The sequence below is a fragment of the Prevotella sp. DNF00663 genome, from assembly GCF_001553265.1.
Classification (GTDB): Bacteria; Bacteroidota; Bacteroidia; order Bacteroidales; family Bacteroidaceae; genus Prevotella.
The window spans coordinates 24,391-39,256 of sequence record NZ_KQ960581.1 but is presented as its reverse complement, the minus strand read 5'-3'; the positions used below and the strand labels follow the sequence as shown (position 1 = coordinate 39,256).

The following is a 14,866-nucleotide window of genomic DNA, read 5'->3' as shown; positions in this document are numbered from 1 at the left end:
AAAGAGGGGGTATCAATTTTGACACACCCTCTCTTTTTTTTACACTACTTAAAAATAATTGCGCTTTTCTTTGGCAGTTACAAAACTTCTACCTATCTTTGCAATTGTCAAAACCGAGAACAATGTTCTCAAAACAAGGGCGAGATGAACATCAAGCCCCGAACTTATTAAAATTTCGATGGGCTTATTTTTATGCCCATATTGTAGCCCGAGGGCTACGACTTTCGATATTGGCGGATGCCTTCCATGTGATTTAGCCCTTGTGGAGAAATCTCGGTTTTGACGAACAGGAAGAGCATCCGCTTTTTCTGTATCCGTACCCTGCGGATCAGGGCAATGTCAAAACCGAGTGCAATATGCAACAAGTAATCGAATTCGAGAGCTCTGCAAAACAGCAGCCTATCGACGTACGTGCTACGATACAGCGCACCCCTAGCCTCCCCCGGCCCCTCCAAAAGGATGGGAGCAGCAATCCGCGTGCAAATTTCTCTCCCGAAAATTTGCACATTCACTTTTCTTTCGTATCTTTGCAATGTCAAACAGCGGAGACTAATGTCTTCGACGAGCGGGAACTCGCAAAATATCCATCATCTTTTGCTTTTCAGCCACATAAGATATTGACGGCTGCCTTCCATGAGGATTCTGCTTTTCGGAGTATTCTTCGCTGTTTGACGACACGGAAGCGCAGCCGTTTCTGCGTCCGTACCAGCCGGAAGCTGGCAACGTCAAACAGCGAAAAGTAATGGCAACATTATCAGTTCAGCGCACAGCTCAGCGCGCCTTCTCCCTCAAGGAGTGGACCAAGGCAAAGAGTACCTGTAGCCTCTCCCGGCCCCTCCAAAAGGAAGGGAGCAGCAATCCGCGTGCAAATTTCTCTCTCGAAAATTTGCACATTCAGAAAACATTCGTATCTTTGCAACGTCAAAATCTCAGTAAGTCTTGTGCTACTGACGAGCGGGAACTCGCAAAATATCCATCATCTTTTGCTTTTCAGCCACATAAGATATTGACGGCTGCCTTCCAATTGGGATTTTTGCTTTTCAGAAGCATAATTACTGAGGTTTTGACGAACACGGAAGCGCAGCCGTTTCTGCGTCTGTACCCGGCAGTTCCGGGCAACGTCAAAACCTCAGCATAATGGAAACGCAACAGACAATTTCCTTCGAGACCTCTGCCCAGGTGCAGCAACCCCTCGACGTACGTGCTACGATACAGCGCAAAATCAAGTCATTAATATTACGGGGAGAGGCTTGGCTCTCTGCCGAGAGCCGGTTCTACAGCCGTATCGCCGAGTTCCCCGTAACCCGTCGTTTGGTAGTTCGTGTAAACGCTGTATCTTTGTGCATGCTCCTCTCGGCCATAGCCATCGAGCAGCAACCACTCGTAGCCATCACGTCCGCACTCTGCGCCGGCTGGCTCGTCTATCGCATCAACCAAACAGATAAAAAAGGAGGTGAACAATGAAAGGATTAACTACAGCAGAAATGGAAATTAAAATGAATTTCCCTGATATGCTAAAGATGGTAGTAGAATTTGATGTTATTTTTTCAAAACAAGAAGTTGAAAAAAAAGGTCGAGAGATAGCTGCCAGCTTTGATTCTTATTTGCTGCGATATGAGCATAGAGGAAAAGGAGCAACCTTTTACTTTAGCCAAATGGCAAAAAAAGTCGTTACGAATATGGAAGAAGGGCAAGAGGTAACGTTGGTTCAAAGAGATGTTGCAGGAAAAATAATTCCGAGCCTTAGCAGAAAAGGGCGATTAGAGCCCTTTGAGGGTACTGTATATGTAAGTTATATGAGTGGCGATGCAACTGTAAGAGTAGAGTTTGAAGATGATACAGCCAGCTATGCTATTTACAATCTTGTTTTTTCTCAAGATAAGAAAGGAGACCAACAATGAAAATATCCGAAAAAACTTTCTCTGCTGACCAGAAGCGTGTGGACGAACTAAGTAGAAAAGTGCTACTACTCCTTGCCGACAATGACGCTACCGATGGAGAAATCATAGTGGCACTGGCAAAGAGTTCAGCCCTTGGAGTGTTCTTTGCTGCGCAAAAAAACAAAAGTAGCATCACCGGCCGACTTCTATGTAACATTCACGAAAGCTCTTGCAGATATGTATGGAGAAGTAGGCGCGGAACTCGTCACTAAATCGAAACTCATGGAAATGGCAAAGAAAGGGGGTAAACAATGAGCAAGATTAATCTATCAAAAACCACAATCGAGGCTCTCAACGACTTGCTAGACGAATCGGTATTGGAAAACAATATAGACCTAATGGAAGACTGTATCGATGAGTTTCTAAGCGACATCCCTACAGGCGATGAAGAGTCGCGGCAAGTACTCGACAGAGTAGCAAGTCTTAGAAATGTCAGTAAACAATTCTCTACAATTCTTAAAACACTGAAATAAAATGGTAACAGACGAAATTATACAAGAGTGGAAAGATAAGATGGATGAGCATGAACGGAATCAAGTGAGCGTGCTCGATGCATATTTCACCAATCGCAGAAATCTACCCGGAAAGAACATTCTAGATGATGATTTGATAGAAGCCCCGAAATCTACAGCAGAAATCATCGACGAACTAAGCGAAATGATGCCACTCAGCATCAGACTGGTAGCCGACTACATGATGAAACATGAATACGGCTTCACGACTTCGGCAGACGGCATCATTAAATGGGCTATCTGGCGAGACATGAGTGGGCTAATGTAACATCGCCCCATGAATTTTATCACTAAATTTGAGACATTTTTTTAACATTTATATTACAAGGGCATGGCGCGTGAGCGTAGTGTCCTTTTCTTTTTGTATTTTTAGTGCGATAAACCTCTTATTATCTTTGCTTTACAATCATAAAAGCAAAAATAATGATTACTATTAACAGCGGACTTTCAGGGAAATACTTCTCTGCTACAATGCCGGATATTTCATTTGGTATCAACGGCCATCATGCCTCTGTGCGAATGCAGATAGATGGGCAGGATATATTCTTCGAGGACCTCTACCCTGCTTCAGGTGTCATCAATCTACGTGACATCCCGGCACTCATCACCCCATATGCGCGTAAAAGTTTGGCGGTACACTTGGATATTTCCATTTCTGAAAAATTCAACGACGATGCTCCTACCAACAACGCTTCTCTGGCTGCCGACGTAGTATATTGTGAAGCAGACATTGACACTCCTGCCGCAGACTTTATCAATACGCATTTCTTGTCCCTGATGATTGGGACACGCACAACGGCTATAGGGCGCATGGAATACTTGCATTATATCGGTACGGATCAAGCACAGGTACAAGCTCATTATGATGACCACAGCAAGAAGACTTTCACACTGGAACCCATAGCCGGCAATGAGAAATACACTACTATCGATGTCTCTCCTGCACAATTTACAAAAGAAGGACATCTACTCACTTATTATATTGTGACAGCCGGGAAACGAAGTCAAGAATACGATATAGACTTCGCAGCTCCGGACTGTGCCCCTATCCTACTCTTTGATAATTCGTTTGGAGTAGAAGAACTTCTCTATTGCACCGGGACAGCAACCATGGCACCGAGCTTCAAACGAAACGTAGCAAATATTGAAGGGAAGCAACGCAATTACAGCATCGAAGAAACACGAACGATGAAAGCTGATACCGGTGTGATGAACTACGATACTGCAGCATGGACACAGGAGTTGTTCAGATCTAAATTCGTACGAGTCATCACTTTCGTAAAAGGACAAGCCAATATCGGAAAGGAAATACTCATCACCGATTCAAAGACGGAATACACGAATAAGGACGATGAATTACCACGCTTCACTTTCTCTTATCAGTATGCTCAGCACAATCAGAATGTATTGAGCCTGTTGAGGGCTGGCCGAATCTTTGATAACACCTTTGACAACACGTTTAACTAGAAGGGAAATGGTCAGGGTGGTAGAAAAAAAGCAACATGTGATACATTTCAACGAGATGCTGCATGTGCTTGCTATAGCTGAAGAGAGACGGCAGTTGGTCAATATCAAGGCTTGGAAAAGTACAGGAGAAATCGTCGTTTATAAAGGTTGGCTGGTTCATCACGATTATTGGAAAAAGGGATTCGTGAGGTTGCGCAATCCTCTTAACAATGAGATAAGAGCCATTCCAGAAATCTATATTTTCGAAATCAACAATCATCAAGTTTATCTATGAATAATACAGAAAAAAAAATGCAACTAGAGCAAACCGGCCAAAATGGTGAATACGCCCGATACAAAGTGGTGCCAAGTGGTGTCGGTGGCTCTTATATGGATAATATGTCTTCTGAATATGGGCAGGATTCTAATACTGTGTTCGACGATAACGCCTTTGGAAGGGTGAACCATTTGCCCTTGGAAATCAACGGCAAAAAATATGAATATGTACCATGGGGTGAGGATGACCAGCTACCTTATGAAATATTGAAGCGTTTGAGTGATAACATGATAACGGCACAGTGTCAAGCTTTCAATATATTATGTTGCTATGGCCAAGGTGTCCGATTCGTTGATAGGAAAGAAAAAAAGGATATTGACGATAAGGAAATACTAGACTTCTGTCTTCATAACTCTTTACAGGAAGTCTTTATGGAACAGGCTACTGATATGAAATATTGGTACTGGAGCGTGACTGTTATAGTACTTAGCAGAGACAAAAAGAAGATTGTGAGTGTAGCTAATCGTGACGCAATCCACTGCCGTCTGGAATATGCTCCATCTACAAAAAGCAAGCGTATAGAGCATGTGTTTTATGGAGATTGGAAGATAGGACAACAGGAAGAAGATGATATAGAGGTTCTACCGCTGCTTAATCTACGAGACCCACTTGGCGACTTACGACAACGGGTAGGACTTGACCCCGATCCGAAAACCGGTAAAAAAAACAAACCGACTTCCGATAGTAAGTTTGCTATTATAACCCGGATGGCAACCCCCGGTTGTCAATATTACCCACGCCCCTACTATCTCAGTGTCATGCAAGATGCATGGTTGGATATATACCGGCTCATCGGAATCGGCAAACGGCATATGATTAAGAACACCAGTGCACCACGCACACAGATAGAGATACATGAAGACTACTGGGATTCGGTTTGCGACAATGAGAACATTATAGATCCAAATGCACGAGCTGAACGGAAAGAGAAAGAAAAAAACAATATCATAGATTTTGTTACAGGCGTACAAAACGCGGGGAAGGCTTTGGTTTCGGGCTACTATAATGACCCAAACGGCAAGGAAAACCGAATGGTGCGTATCAATGTACTCAATGATGCTGGAAAGAAAGAGGGAGGTAACTGGAGTGATGACATGAGCGAGGCATCGAATGCTTTATGCTTCGCATTCGGAGTACACCCAAACCTCGTAGGTGCAACACCGGGAAAGAGTCAGATGAACAACTCCGGTTCAGATAAACGCGAACTATTCACACTGAAACAAGCAGTAGAAAAACCTTTCCATGATGTGATGACGAAGCCCTATCACGTGATATTGCACTACAACAACTGGGCTGAACGCGCTACTGTTGACGTGCCTATGATACAACTCACCACGCTAGACGAAAATAAAGACGCGAAAGAAGTAAGTGGGAATTCTAACCAAAATACAGAAGAAAATGGAAATCAATATAGGAAAATCGGATTTTGAACGTGCACTGCCTGTCGGAACAAGCGCGCATGAAGAGGTCTTTGAAGGAATTGCCCCTGCAATCGAACAGGAAATAGCCCTGACAAAGCTAAACATTCTAGGAGATGCAGGAGAAGAAAGATTAGAAGAAGCAGGAAAAGAGAGTGTACTTTATCAAAGCTGCGTACACTATATTTGCGTGACAGCATTCCTGTCTGTATTACGGCAATTAGATCTAGTACTCACACCTACCGGGTTCGGCATTGTGAGTACGCAGGAGGTTAGTCCGGCTAGCAAGCAGCGTGTAGATGCGCTGGATGGGACACTACGTACTCGTCGACTGCAGCTACTTGGGATGCTACTCAATCTATTGAGATCACCGAAATGGGGAGAAACGAAACAGGCAAATCAATCTATTGCTTATCTCTACGACGAATATACCTTCTTCCTACGTGGAAAAGCAACCAATCTTACTTATCAAGATTGGAATAGTATGCTCTCTTCTATAGAAAGTGCAGACGAATACCTGCGCTCTAGGATTTCAGATCTGCAAATGGACGAAGTGCTACGACTATATCGTCGCAATGAGACAGAAAAGGTTCAGAAGTTCATTGATAAAATAGTAAGATATACAGACGTATTTGCAAGTAAAGGTATGTCTATTGCTAATCAGATAGCACTACGAAATGTGTTGAATATAGTTGATTCAGACCTTGATACATTCAATATCTATGCAGGGTCATCAGCTTATAAAGCCAATCATCATGAAAATTTTCAAAACACTAAGGAGTCATCAGCCTTCCTTTTCAACGGCTGACGGTTCGCTAGACCTTACCGCTCCGAAGGCGTGGAAAGACTTGACACAACAGCAGCTACATTATGTATTGACGTTGCTTACGACATTCGAGGATCATACGGTAATCAAAACATATATGTTCATGCGCTTTACCGGCATACATGTCGTCAAAAGAGACAGGTTTGGATGGAAATGTTTCGTCCGGACTACATGGTGGGGGAAGCGTAGGTTTTTCACTGTACAGGCTTGGCAGGTTGAGAGCTTACTTTCGCAACTCAATTACATCGATTCGTACGAAGACATTGACGTTCGGTTGGAGGATATTAAAGGCCTTCGTGCGGTCGATGTCAACCTGCATGGGGTCTGTTTCCTTGACTATCTGAATGCAGAAAAATGCTATCAGGCCTATATGCTATCACCGTCTGACCGCTATCTCGAACAACTGGCGCTTATCTTGTATCGAAAGAAAAATGGGAAAATGGCGAAACGTATCAAGATGGATGCAGCACAGCTGTTAGGTGTCTTTTTCTGGTACTCTCATATCAAATTAGTGTTGTCGCAAGCATTTCCACATTTCTTTAAACACGTCGATACAGACGATAGCTCGGAGTATAACATCATTGATGCTATCAATACGCAGATACGCGCTTTGACAGAAGGGGATGTGACTAAAGAAGAGACTATATATAATATCCCGTGTTGGCGAGCATTAACAGAGCTGGATCGTAAAGCACAAGAAGCTGATGAGTTTAATAAAAAGTTCAATAACAAATAATCATGGTAACAGAAGATCTTTTCGACATATTTGAATATATCAAGGATATTGGCAGTAAGAATAAGTTGGCTGTCAATAATAAGTTCAAGACGGTATTTTGCTCTGGACCCGAATCGATTCAGGGAGTAATGCAGCAATTTACAAAGACTGCAAACTTCATTATGGTAGATGATACGACTGCACAGAACACGTTCTCAGCAGGGGTTAGCTTCTTCAAGAAAGATGTTTATACAGTCTTCATCCTAGCCGGCTATCGATACGATGATATGCAAGATCGTGAAAATAAATTGAATCTTTGTCGACGTCTCTTTAGACAGATACATTCAAAGATGATCTTTGATAAGATACAGATGACTTATGATGACAAACTCGAATATCTCGAAGTCGACAAAATATACTCTAACGAGATTGGACGCTATGCTATGAACGGTGTGACAGGACTATACTTCATGGTTCAGAACGTACAACCGATAGAACTTGAATACGATGATACAGAATGGGCGGATTAAGCCACAGACTGCAGACGAACGACGAAAGTGGGAAGAGGGATGGACAGATATGATGGTACGTATATGGGTAGAGAAAATGAACCAGTTCAATCCCCCTATCAAACGAACCGGATACCTACAACAATCTATCAAAGGCAGCCACCATCCGGGTCCTAACACCTCTATAGAACATCGCTTTGCGGAATACGGAATCTATGTGGCTCATGGTGTTACTCCGTCGTTCGCATGGAAAAAGTGGACAAATGCACAAGGAGGTGAGAAAGTACCACGTCCAAGGGTGTCGGGTGGACATTTGGAAATACTAGACCCTCAATATCGTCATGAACATGGGCTGGACAGACCGCATAAGGTCGGCCCGAAATTTGGTGATACCGTTCCACCGATATTCCCGGTAGGGCCTCGGGAATGGTTTCTAAAGAAATACTACTACTCTATCAAGCGGCTGCAAGAGTATGAGGCGAAATCGATGGGTACAGAATATCAGGGAGTAATCTCTAATGCGCTCGACATGATGTTTAATGGCTTTGACAGCATTATCGGAAGGACATTGTCCCATCTCATCTAAGTATTATTATAATAAGGTTATGTTTGTTATTTTTGCAATAAACAAAATATGAGTCAGACAGACGATAGAAAAGCAGCATTGCGCAAGCAATTTGAAACAGTACGAGACGAACGACGGGCACACGCCAATACCGCTGAACGAATCGGTAATGCCTTTCTATCTCTCCTATCCTATCTCGACGATGGTACACCTTATCTTCGCAAAGATCAAGATGAGGTAATGCCTTATGTCCTTACTTTATTAAAAGGAATGAAGATCGGTCTCGGAGAGCTGGGGATAGACTCTTTAGGCAATGCGAAACTTCATGAAATCATCATCAATGCTATCAAGAGCGTTGGTTTTGAAAAAACACTTCAAGGCTTCGGTGTTTGGATAGATGATGATGGTAAGGCGCATGGACAGATAGACTTTATCGAGGTCGTTGGTAAAGCTATATTTCATGAACTTGAAATACGTAGGCTGTCAAGTGTTGGAGGTGATATATCACTCTCTCCTGCATCATCGCGTATCGAACGTGTAGAGAAAGTCGCTAATGGATGGAGATGTTATATCAAGACTGACGATGGTACAACAGCAACTTACAATGGATGGAAGCCGGGGGACCAACCGAGATGTCAAACTTTCAATATCCGAGAGGGTATTTATTCAGGAATATCAAACAGGTATTATTGGCGTACTGTTGAAGAGGTAGCAGAAAAGACAGCAGAGCATGATGCTTATATTATCTTGTCGAATGTAGCGAACTTCTATGACCCTAACGGAACGGATGAGCCTATGCCCGGTGATGTCATCGTGCTATGCGGGCATAACGCCTTATGGGATCAAGTGCATGGCATCGCTAGCAGCGATAAGAGTAGGATGAATTATACGCAGCTCACAACAAGCGGCGACAGTCCTACGATAGAGATGTATCGAAATATCTATGATTTTTGCCTTGGAACTAAAAATATAGTTTTGAAGTTGTCAAGCGAGAAAATCACACTTCGCTCTTCTGCTGTGGAGTGGATGAGCTATAGTGGCGACATTGTACCCAACGTCATTCACATGGGCAAATGGCCGGCGCAGGGGACTACAGCGCACAAATACGAGTCATGGCAGTGCGATGGTGGTACGTGGCTCTGTATTGCAGAGAGTACGACAGACAGACCGGGCAAGAACTCGCCTGCTTGGAGTGCTCTCGCAGAGAAAGGCTCATCGCCCTACACGGTCATCATCAACACCGACCGGGGCAATATCATTCACAACGGTCAAGGCGATGTGGTGTTGACGGCTACGGTGTTGCATGGAGAAGAGGATATTACCGATACACTACAGCCTAATCAGTTCTCGTGGCTTGTGAATACACCGAACGCAGAGTTCAATATGGCGTGGAACAAGCGACATGAGGCAGTAGGCAATCGTATCACTGTCTCGGCACAGGAAATCGACAAAAGGGCGCAGATAGACTGCATCGTTAACATTGAATAATCAACAGAAAACATTTTTATAAATCAATAAAACAACAAAATTATGTCAACAGTAAAGGCAAGAGGTCAGATAACAATAGTAGATCTGAATGACGCGAAACAGGTACAGATGCGATTCGACATATCGGAGCGTGTACAGATATACAATCCCGACACGAAGATACATACTCCGAATTTCACTTCTGCTCCATGCGTGGTTAGTCCGAAAGTGTACGTGACCGGCAATAGCAGCAATCAAGTGGAAAAGCTCACGGCGCTTAGCTACATCGTTGGTGGTGTGACCGTCAATGCCGGGCAGACGAGCGGAGCATATTCAGTCGCAGCCATATCGGCAGGTGGCACACTCACTATCAAGCAGAACCTCACAGCCGGCAGTCTGAAAATTGTTTGTAAGGCAACCTATCATGATAGTGATACCGGGCAGGATACAACACTGGAGCATGAAGATGCTATTGTCCGTTCATCCAGTGCCGGAGCATTGTTCCAAGCTGTTATCACTGCTCCAAAGGGGCGTATCTTCGACGAGGGAAATGCGTTGACGTCTCTGCAGCTCGTTGCGAATGTCTATCGAGGGGGCACACACGATACTGATGGATTGAACTTTAAATGGGAGAAGTTCGTTGCTACAGGTGGCGGAACATGGCAGGCAGTGACTACAGGTATCTCGACAGTTAACGGTACCAGTACGTTGACAGTAGGTGTCAATGATGTGCTGAACTTTCAATCCTACCGTGTCGTTGTCACGGATGGTAGCGACAGGGCGGAAGCTATCGAGACGCTTGAAGATAAGACTGACCCTTACACCGTCGAGGTGGTAAGCACGACCGGTGACAAGATAGTCAATGGGCAGGGAAACACGCAGCTCATGGCACGTGTGTATCGCGGTGCAACGAAGATTGAGGATGAGACTACTCCGCAGAGTTCCCGGAAGTTCACGTGTACGTGGTTCAAGTACGATAAGAACGGTAACAAGGCGAACTGGGCAGGAACAGCGAGCAACGTCAAGACAGGGAATCCTATCACTGTCGCAGCAAATGAGATTGACCAAAAGGCAACATTTTTCTGCGAGGTTTCGCAATAATCATCAAATTGAAAACTTATGACAAAGGTTATAGGTAGAGGCAGAATCACGGTGGCAGAGGTGCATGATGGTGATGATGCTTATCAGGTGATAGTCAATCCGGAGCAATTGGTCTTCGATACAGCCAACGACGGATTCGTAACAAGCTCGGCGCTAGCGGCCAGTCCGATAACGGTCATGATTCATCAAGGCAGTATGGACAGACTCCCTTCTAGTGTCGAGATTGACAATGCGAACTGTGAGAATTGCGCTGCGAAAGTAGTTGGTAATATCGTTACTTTGACTAAAATTTTAACAGATACAACCACAAAGCGTAGTGCCGGGCGCGGATATGTCGGTATCAAGGCGACACTGGAAGGACGAATGTTCTCTGCAAAGATTCCGTTCGCTGTGAACTTTCATACCGTCATGGCAGAATGGATAAGTAAACAGGACGAACTAGGTGGAATTGTGAAAAGCGTTAGAGAAGATTTCAATGGCTATAAGAGCAAGACTGAAACTAAGATTACAGCGCTTGACGGGCAGATTGATTTAGCTATCAAGAAGACCGTGGGCGGTACTAATCTTCTCAAAGGTGCATCGCTAAGATGGGACTCCGTGAAGTTGACAGAAAGTTGTACGCAACAAGTTGTAGAGCAGAGACAGTCTGCCAACGCATCTGTACGGCGCTATAGTGGAACATCCGATGCAGCACATAATGGGCATGCTTTTGTCAAAGTAGAAATGCAGAATCAAACGACTCCTCAATACGGAGGTGTATTCTTCATTACATACGTCGAAAAAGATAAAGAGTACACAGTAAGTGCGTGGGTGAACTCTAGCGATCCGGCTAACACATGCCTCGAACTGTATATCAGTGATGCCGTAGATAAGCGCAAGAATGCAGTATGGTTCGGAAAAAACTATTTGTGCGACAATGATATTGTCGGGAAGTGGCAATATATCAAAGAGACATTCACAGCACCGAAGTCGGGATGGCTGCGAGTCTATTTATGGCTGCGCCGGAACGGAACACTGTATATATCAGAAGTGCAATTGGAAGAGGGCAACACGGCAACCTCATGGCATGACCCGGATGTTGATGAGCAATTCGCAGCTCTGAATCTGAAAGCTGATAATATCAAGCTCGGACTCAAAAATATCGGCATCAATATTGACGAGGAAGCGGTATCAATTATAGCGGATAAGTTCAGAGTGAAATCGGCAAACGGTACACCGATAGCTGTTTTCAAACTCGGGGTAAATGGTAACCCGATTCTGCAAGCTCCGTACATCGATGTCGATAATCTCACAGTGAAAAAGATTGAAGGAGCTATCGGAACTTTCAAAGAGATATACTCTTCAGAGGGGGCGATGCCAAATCATCCCGAACTCGCAATGACTATGAGATTGACTAATAACATCATTATGTTTGATTCTAAAGATATTAAAGCGAGGTTTGGGCTTGGAACACTGCCCGCCACATCCGGTTTCCCGGACATTCCGTTATGTCTTGATGTCAAGAATGATAGAGGGGGAGCCATTGGTGCTTACATTTCAGCAATCAGTAACGCGCCGGTATATGACTTAGACCCGTCGATAGAGGGAAGTCATGCTTTATATATTCAAAATGGCAATATATCAGGATTTCGTCTATACTCAAAGCGGTCGAGAGGTTCTATGACACTGTCGAAGATGGACAATGTTATTGTAGACTTAAACGAAGCTGGTGATAGTACCTATACCCTACCTAGTGGGTGCGAGGATGGACAATTCTATATGATATTTTCAACATCAGAAGAGATAAGTATCAAGACTTCGGGCATCGACCGGTTTAGCTATAGAGATAGGTCAACAACGATGGACGTAGACCCGTGGGACCTCACGTTCTTGGTGTATGACGCTAGAAATCACAAGTGGAACATGAGATTCGCAAGACAAACATAATAATTAGATTCATGAAGAAAATAGACTTTAGAAAGATTCACGTCACACAGATTGATGGAACTATCAAGGATTTAGACATGACCCAACATACTGCAGGAGAATTGTCTGCATTACAACAGTTCGCTAACTACATCTATAATAAGACGCAAGACATAGGCGAACTGGAATTTGCACGGAAGCTCTATAAGGCAGAAGAAGTAGAACTCTCTGACGTAGAGATTGAGACTTTGCGCAAGTATGCTGCAGAATACTTCAAGGCATTTGTAAACGAAGCAATTATCAACTTAATTAAATAACAACAATATGAAAGTGAATATTATCCGTTCAAAGTCGGAAAAAACAATCGGCATCTTCTATAACAAGTATTATCATCAAATCACATGTACGCTCGATGATACGGATGTCGCTCATGTGAAGATACTAGACCTCACAGACATTGTCTGTGAACTAGTAAGCAAAGACGTGATTGCACACAGAGTCGGAACACTGTTATACACCGATGGCGGTGCAATACAGGTACAGGGGATGGCGGTAGATGCTGTAGAGACAACAAGTAACGACCTCAAAGCTATCATCCAGCATATCGAGACCGGAGCGAAACTGGTAGAGACGTTTAGCTTTGAGAAACCGAAGAAGCCGGAGTCAGAACTGGAACCGGCAGAGTTCAAACCCGCTACAGAACATCCAGTAGAAGATTCAACAGCAGAGGTTAAGGAAGAAGAAGAACCCGAAAAGATTGTAGACGCATAATACTCTACGAGTCGTTACATAGTTATTATTACAGGAAATAGCATGGTACGTGATGTATTGTGCTATTTTTTTGCCCATATAGTATTTTTATAAGAGCCATTCACGATCTACCTTTGCTACACAATCAAACTGCAAAGGCAATGAAGAATAATACAAAAGAATGGATTCAGTATGGCTCGGCTATACTCATGCTTACAAGCGGTGTCTTGCTGGCATTTCTCTGCTTTTTCCTTAATCACTATCACATCAATGATTCGGTACTAGGTTATGTCGCGCAAACACTCGTTTACGCAGGCAGCGTATTTGGTTTTTCTATTTATATTAGAACCAAATGGGGCGAAGTGAAAAACTATATCGATGAGACTATTACTGGAAAGGAGTCAAAAGATGGTAAGTAGAGGTTATCGAAATTGTAATCCCGGAAACATACGCCTTAGTAAAACTCGGTACCAAGGCGAAATTCAGCCCTCAGCCGACCATGCTTTCAAGCAGTTCCAGTCGATGCCATGGGGATTCAGAGCTATGTTCGTGATTCTAAGAACTTATTATAATAAGTATAGATTACGAACCATCCGCCAGATTATACATCGATGGGCGCCAACAGCTGAAAATGATACCGAGGCATATATTCGATTTGTGGCAAAAGAATCAGGGATTGGAGCCGATGAACAGGTTGAATTCGAAGCATCCATGATGGTCAAGATTGTTGCAGCTATGGCGCAAATGGAAAATGGTGGCATTCCCTCATTATCAGATATAACAAGAGGCTGGTATTTACTATGATATATAGAAAACTCTTTTTCATTTCGATTCTCATCACCGGTCTACTAGTATATTCGCTGTGGACTGGTGAAAAGAGTCGGAAGTCAACTCACAAAGAATTAGAACATTTGAAAGTAGAGTTGGCACATGCTCGTATTGCTCCCTCTATCATATATGATACTATACGAGACACTGTCACTACAACAGAACAGGCTGTAACTACTTTTAGTAGAACAACCTATCGTAAAGAAATTGCTGATAAGGATTTACTAAAAGATGTAAAGCTAAAAGCTAGACAAATAGAGTCTGAAATGTCGATGCTTAGGGCTATACATGATACCGTCAGACTACAAGCACAGCATGACAGCCTGATATTCAAATATCAGGATCATTGGACAACTTTTCATCTATCCTTGCGTGACACGATCTTACAATATCGCATTATTGACAGCCTACAGACTCTTGTCTTCAGAGAGTATAGACATAGGTTTCTGTGGTGGAAATGGGGAACGAAAGGCTATAAGGTGAAAATCATTAATTTCAATCCAAATTCACATTTGCAGTACAATCATTATATAAAGGTTGAGTAGCT

At 43.5% G+C, this 14,866-nt stretch carries 22 protein-coding genes; all 22 read left to right on the top strand.

All coding sequences use genetic code 11. The features are described 5' to 3' along the window. The coding region (locus HMPREF3034_RS12885; protein WP_231725569.1) for a hypothetical protein at positions 1 to 257 on the top strand (257 nt) is incomplete at its 5' end. Between the two features lie 485 nt (positions 258 to 742). Next, positions 743 to 1,138 carry a hypothetical protein gene (locus HMPREF3034_RS00215; protein WP_062432232.1) on the top strand — a complete coding sequence of 132 codons (396 nt, stop codon included), beginning with the start codon at positions 743 to 745 and terminating at the stop codon, positions 1,136 to 1,138. Continuing rightward, positions 1,138 to 1,464: a hypothetical protein gene (locus HMPREF3034_RS00210; protein WP_062432230.1), complete on the top strand. Its 327-nt coding sequence runs from the start codon at positions 1,138 to 1,140 to the stop codon at positions 1,462 to 1,464. Before HMPREF3034_RS00215 ends, HMPREF3034_RS00210 begins: the two co-directional genes overlap by 1 nt. Further along, positions 1,461 to 1,901 carry a hypothetical protein gene (locus tag HMPREF3034_RS00205; protein WP_062432227.1) on the top strand — a complete coding sequence of 147 codons (441 nt, stop codon included), beginning with the start codon at positions 1,461 to 1,463 and terminating at the stop codon, positions 1,899 to 1,901. Before HMPREF3034_RS00210 ends, HMPREF3034_RS00205 begins: the two co-directional genes overlap by 4 nt. Continuing rightward, the gene (locus HMPREF3034_RS00200) at positions 1,898 to 2,152 is read left to right on the top strand and encodes a hypothetical protein (protein ID WP_062432225.1); all 255 of its coding nucleotides are present in this window, start codon (positions 1,898 to 1,900) and stop codon (positions 2,150 to 2,152) included. The genes HMPREF3034_RS00205 and HMPREF3034_RS00200 overlap by 4 nt, the downstream gene beginning before the upstream one ends. 39 nt (positions 2,153 to 2,191) lie before the next feature. Then, positions 2,192 to 2,413 (top strand): hypothetical protein, encoded by a 222-nt coding sequence (locus HMPREF3034_RS00195; protein ID WP_062432221.1) that lies wholly within the window; start codon positions 2,192 to 2,194, stop codon positions 2,411 to 2,413. A 1-nt stretch (position 2,414) separates the two neighbouring features. Continuing rightward, positions 2,415 to 2,720: a hypothetical protein gene (locus HMPREF3034_RS00190; protein ID WP_062432218.1), complete on the top strand. Its 306-nt coding sequence runs from the start codon at positions 2,415 to 2,417 to the stop codon at positions 2,718 to 2,720. Between the two features lie 155 nt (positions 2,721 to 2,875). Next, positions 2,876 to 3,919 (top strand): hypothetical protein, encoded by a 1,044-nt coding sequence (locus tag HMPREF3034_RS00185; protein ID WP_062432215.1) that lies wholly within the window; start codon positions 2,876 to 2,878, stop codon positions 3,917 to 3,919. Further along, positions 3,900 to 4,193, top strand: coding sequence for a hypothetical protein (locus tag HMPREF3034_RS00180; RefSeq protein WP_156431005.1), 294 nt, complete (start codon positions 3,900 to 3,902; stop codon positions 4,191 to 4,193). Before HMPREF3034_RS00185 ends, HMPREF3034_RS00180 begins: the two co-directional genes overlap by 20 nt. Beyond that, entirely contained in the window at positions 4,190 to 5,665 is a 1,476-nt protein-coding gene (locus tag HMPREF3034_RS00175) for a hypothetical protein (RefSeq protein ID WP_062432209.1), read from the top strand. Before HMPREF3034_RS00180 ends, HMPREF3034_RS00175 begins: the two co-directional genes overlap by 4 nt. Next, positions 5,634 to 6,461, top strand: a complete 828-nt coding sequence (locus tag HMPREF3034_RS00170) for a DUF6712 family protein (protein ID WP_062432206.1) — start codon at positions 5,634 to 5,636, stop codon at positions 6,459 to 6,461. The genes HMPREF3034_RS00175 and HMPREF3034_RS00170 overlap by 32 nt, the downstream gene beginning before the upstream one ends. Next, positions 6,409 to 7,215: a hypothetical protein gene (locus tag HMPREF3034_RS00165; RefSeq protein ID WP_231725568.1), complete on the top strand. Its 807-nt coding sequence runs from the start codon at positions 6,409 to 6,411 to the stop codon at positions 7,213 to 7,215. The genes HMPREF3034_RS00170 and HMPREF3034_RS00165 overlap by 53 nt, the downstream gene beginning before the upstream one ends. A 2-nt stretch (positions 7,216 to 7,217) precedes the next feature. Continuing rightward, complete coding sequence (locus tag HMPREF3034_RS00160; protein ID WP_062432203.1) at positions 7,218 to 7,724, top strand: hypothetical protein; 507 nt, start codon at positions 7,218 to 7,220, stop codon at positions 7,722 to 7,724. Continuing rightward, positions 7,693 to 8,289 carry a hypothetical protein gene (locus HMPREF3034_RS00155; protein ID WP_231725567.1) on the top strand — a complete coding sequence of 199 codons (597 nt, stop codon included), beginning with the start codon at positions 7,693 to 7,695 and terminating at the stop codon, positions 8,287 to 8,289. Before HMPREF3034_RS00160 ends, HMPREF3034_RS00155 begins: the two co-directional genes overlap by 32 nt. Positions 8,290 to 8,337: 48 nt before the next feature. Beyond that, complete coding sequence (locus HMPREF3034_RS00150) at positions 8,338 to 9,756, top strand: hypothetical protein (protein ID WP_062432197.1); 1,419 nt, start codon at positions 8,338 to 8,340, stop codon at positions 9,754 to 9,756. A 42-nt stretch (positions 9,757 to 9,798) separates the two neighbouring features. After that, positions 9,799 to 10,836, top strand: a complete 1,038-nt coding sequence (locus HMPREF3034_RS00145; RefSeq protein WP_062432194.1) for a hypothetical protein — start codon at positions 9,799 to 9,801, stop codon at positions 10,834 to 10,836. An 18-nt stretch (positions 10,837 to 10,854) separates the two neighbouring features. Next, on the top strand, positions 10,855 to 12,762 hold the full coding sequence (locus HMPREF3034_RS00140) for a carbohydrate binding domain-containing protein (protein ID WP_062432191.1): 1,908 nt from the start codon (positions 10,855 to 10,857) through the stop codon (positions 12,760 to 12,762). A gap of 11 nt (positions 12,763 to 12,773) precedes the next feature. Beyond that, positions 12,774 to 13,058 carry a hypothetical protein gene (locus tag HMPREF3034_RS00135; protein ID WP_062432188.1) on the top strand — a complete coding sequence of 95 codons (285 nt, stop codon included), beginning with the start codon at positions 12,774 to 12,776 and terminating at the stop codon, positions 13,056 to 13,058. A gap of 7 nt (positions 13,059 to 13,065) precedes the next feature. Beyond that, positions 13,066 to 13,512, top strand: a complete 447-nt coding sequence (locus tag HMPREF3034_RS00130; RefSeq protein ID WP_062432185.1) for a hypothetical protein — start codon at positions 13,066 to 13,068, stop codon at positions 13,510 to 13,512. 140 nt (positions 13,513 to 13,652) lie between these two features. After that, a complete protein-coding gene (locus HMPREF3034_RS00125; RefSeq protein WP_062432182.1) occupies positions 13,653 to 13,910 on the top strand; it encodes a hypothetical protein in 258 nt (85 codons plus the stop codon). Beyond that, entirely contained in the window at positions 13,870 to 14,295 is a 426-nt protein-coding gene (locus HMPREF3034_RS00120; RefSeq protein ID WP_231725566.1) for a structural protein P5, read from the top strand. Before HMPREF3034_RS00125 ends, HMPREF3034_RS00120 begins: the two co-directional genes overlap by 41 nt. After that, on the top strand, positions 14,292 to 14,864 hold the full coding sequence (locus HMPREF3034_RS00115; protein ID WP_062432176.1) for a DUF6549 family protein: 573 nt from the start codon (positions 14,292 to 14,294) through the stop codon (positions 14,862 to 14,864). Before HMPREF3034_RS00120 ends, HMPREF3034_RS00115 begins: the two co-directional genes overlap by 4 nt. The last annotated feature ends 2 nt before the right edge of the window (positions 14,865 to 14,866 follow it).

Excerpts from the sequence above, each read along its gene's own strand:
- HMPREF3034_RS00145 (WP_062432194.1), top strand. The coding sequence starts at position 9,799 with ATGTCAACAGTAAAGGCAAGAGGTCAGATAACAATAGTAGATCTGAAT.
- HMPREF3034_RS00200 (WP_062432225.1), top strand. The coding sequence starts at position 1,898 with ATGAAAATATCCGAAAAAACTTTCTCTGCTGACCAGAAGCGTGTGGAC.
- HMPREF3034_RS00185 (WP_062432215.1), top strand. The coding sequence starts at position 2,876 with ATGATTACTATTAACAGCGGACTTTCAGGGAAATACTTCTCTGCTACA.
- HMPREF3034_RS00195 (WP_062432221.1), top strand. The coding sequence starts at position 2,192 with ATGAGCAAGATTAATCTATCAAAAACCACAATCGAGGCTCTCAACGAC.
- HMPREF3034_RS00115 (WP_062432176.1), top strand. The coding sequence starts at position 14,292 with ATGATATATAGAAAACTCTTTTTCATTTCGATTCTCATCACCGGTCTA.
- HMPREF3034_RS00130 (WP_062432185.1), top strand. The coding sequence starts at position 13,066 with ATGAAAGTGAATATTATCCGTTCAAAGTCGGAAAAAACAATCGGCATC.
- HMPREF3034_RS00215 (WP_062432232.1), top strand. The coding sequence starts at position 743 with ATGGCAACATTATCAGTTCAGCGCACAGCTCAGCGCGCCTTCTCCCTC.
- HMPREF3034_RS00210 (WP_062432230.1), top strand. The coding sequence starts at position 1,138 with ATGGAAACGCAACAGACAATTTCCTTCGAGACCTCTGCCCAGGTGCAG.
- HMPREF3034_RS00125 (WP_062432182.1), top strand. The coding sequence starts at position 13,653 with ATGAAGAATAATACAAAAGAATGGATTCAGTATGGCTCGGCTATACTC.
- HMPREF3034_RS00165 (WP_231725568.1), top strand. The coding sequence starts at position 6,409 with ATGAAAATTTTCAAAACACTAAGGAGTCATCAGCCTTCCTTTTCAACG.
- HMPREF3034_RS00205 (WP_062432227.1), top strand. The coding sequence starts at position 1,461 with ATGAAAGGATTAACTACAGCAGAAATGGAAATTAAAATGAATTTCCCT.
- HMPREF3034_RS00190 (WP_062432218.1), top strand. The coding sequence starts at position 2,415 with ATGGTAACAGACGAAATTATACAAGAGTGGAAAGATAAGATGGATGAG.
- HMPREF3034_RS00170 (WP_062432206.1), top strand. The coding sequence starts at position 5,634 with ATGGAAATCAATATAGGAAAATCGGATTTTGAACGTGCACTGCCTGTC.
- HMPREF3034_RS00175 (WP_062432209.1), top strand. The coding sequence starts at position 4,190 with ATGAATAATACAGAAAAAAAAATGCAACTAGAGCAAACCGGCCAAAAT.
- HMPREF3034_RS00120 (WP_231725566.1), top strand. The coding sequence starts at position 13,870 with ATGAGACTATTACTGGAAAGGAGTCAAAAGATGGTAAGTAGAGGTTAT.
- HMPREF3034_RS00140 (WP_062432191.1), top strand. The coding sequence starts at position 10,855 with ATGACAAAGGTTATAGGTAGAGGCAGAATCACGGTGGCAGAGGTGCAT.
- HMPREF3034_RS00135 (WP_062432188.1), top strand. The coding sequence starts at position 12,774 with ATGAAGAAAATAGACTTTAGAAAGATTCACGTCACACAGATTGATGGA.
- HMPREF3034_RS00160 (WP_062432203.1), top strand. The coding sequence starts at position 7,218 with ATGGTAACAGAAGATCTTTTCGACATATTTGAATATATCAAGGATATT.
- HMPREF3034_RS00150 (WP_062432197.1), top strand. The coding sequence starts at position 8,338 with ATGAGTCAGACAGACGATAGAAAAGCAGCATTGCGCAAGCAATTTGAA.